Here is a 1,595-nt window from a genome sequence, read left to right as displayed (position 1 = left end):
TTCAAATGGCGATTCAGCGTTTAATTGGTTTTGGGAAAAAAGAAGAGTTTAAGGAAATTTTGGCAATTTTAAGAAAGCAGAATCCTGATAGGATAAGGGTTCTGTGAAATTTGTCGTGTACAGAGTATTTTTTGAATACTGTCGCGTGGAATGTCCCATTTTAAAAACATGCAACGGATCTGCAAGCGTTCTGCATCGACCTGATAGCGCGTATTGAACACAGGCCACCACAACACAAAAATGGTAATGAAATACACCCCTGTGTGCACAGGAAATGCTGGCATCGTGCCTTTGGCGTACATGGTCAGCAATAACTGAATCAATAGACCAGACATACAAATCACAAAAGCCAAAACCCACCAATCTTTTTTAGAACGAAACGTTTGCATAAAAATTCCCCTATTTACTTCATTCTATACATAAAAGTAGGTCTGGATTAAAGCTCGTTGCTGAAATTGCTCAAAAATGTCATAAAAAAACGCCCCGAAAGGCGTTGTAATACTCTAAAACACATAAGGGCGAATAAAAATTAAGAAGAAAATCCCGAGCATTAAAAACCATTTTAAGAAATAGTACACACGACTATTTTTAGCTTTTAAAGCCTTGGCTTTTAAACGCACTTGATAGACATAGCCAAAGACTTTATTTAAGCCACCCGTCTGATCGCCTGCTTCATTCGGAGAGCTTGCTGCGGTCATCACATTTTTGCCAAACCAGTGATTAAACTTTTGCATCCAGCGAGATTTTAACGGACGCTCGACATCGGCAAAGAAAATAATACGGTTTTGAGAAGTGCCATTTTCAGCATAGTGAATATAGGTTTCATCAAACACCACACTTTCACCATCACGCCATGAATACCGCTCACCATCGACATCAATAAAACAACGGTCATCATTTGGTGTCATCAATCCCAAGTGGTAACGCAATGAACCTGCATACGGGTCGCGATGACGCACTAAACGACTGTCGGGCGCTAGTTCAGTAAACATCGCCGCCTTAATGCTAGGCAAAGTTTTTAATAATGCTGTGGTTTTTGGACATAATTCTGCTGCTGATGGATGCGCGGAGTCATACCATTTTAAGTAAAAGCGCTTCCAGCCTGTTTTAAAGAATGAGTTAAAACCCAAATCATCGTAAGTACTTGAAGCTTTAATACCACCCTGTTCATATAAAGCTTTGGCTTCATCACGAATCATTTCCCAATTGTCATCCAAAACCTTTAAATCTTGAAAGTGCTGGGTGTCGATATACGGTTGATTTGGTACTTTAGAGAACAAATACATTAAATAGTTGATCGGTGCGAGGATGGTAGAATGGTCAAAAAACTGACGATAAAAACTATGACGCACCTTGCCGCGCTGTTGAATATACAGCGCTGAAGCGATAAAAATCGCCAAAATAATCCACTTCAACATAGAACAACCTAAATTGCTGAAAACAGCTAAAATTCAAAATGTCGCATATTCTCTCTGTACACGACAAAAATAGATAACTCATTGAAATAATGTCACAATAATTGTTTTCTAACGACGAATACTATGACACATCTCAATGAGTTATATCTTATCTTAAACAAATCTCTAAAATGGAAC

The 1,595-nt window shown here is 38.6% G+C and carries 2 protein-coding genes; both read right to left on the bottom strand.

Going from position 1 to position 1,595, the window contains the following annotated elements; translation table 11 throughout:
• Positions 1-68 precede the first annotated feature (68 nt).
• On the bottom strand, positions 69-389 hold the full coding sequence (locus tag FTU79_RS16370; RefSeq protein ID WP_257222723.1) for a PH domain-containing protein: 321 nt from the start codon (positions 387-389) through the stop codon (positions 69-71).
• 114 nt (positions 390-503) lie between these two features.
• The gene (gene lpxO / locus FTU79_RS16365; RefSeq protein WP_178318334.1) at positions 504-1,418 is read right to left on the bottom strand and encodes a lipid A hydroxylase LpxO; all 915 of its coding nucleotides are present in this window, start codon (positions 1,416-1,418) and stop codon (positions 504-506) included.
• Positions 1,419-1,595: the final 177 nt, after the last annotated feature.

The sequence above is a fragment of the Acinetobacter sp. YH12144 genome (assembly GCF_013418345.1).
GTDB lineage: Bacteria > Pseudomonadota > Gammaproteobacteria > Pseudomonadales > Moraxellaceae > Acinetobacter > Acinetobacter amyesii.
Note: the sequence above shows the minus strand (reverse complement) of the source record. Positions and strands in the feature narration are given on the sequence as shown.

What these genes read in the sequence shown, in the direction of transcription:
- FTU79_RS16370 (WP_257222723.1), bottom strand. Translation starts at nt 389, where the DNA reads ATGCAAACGTTTCGTTCTAAAAAAGATTGGTGGGTTTTGGCTTTTGTG.
- lpxO (WP_178318334.1), bottom strand. Translation starts at nt 1,418, where the DNA reads ATGTTGAAGTGGATTATTTTGGCGATTTTTATCGCTTCAGCGCTGTAT.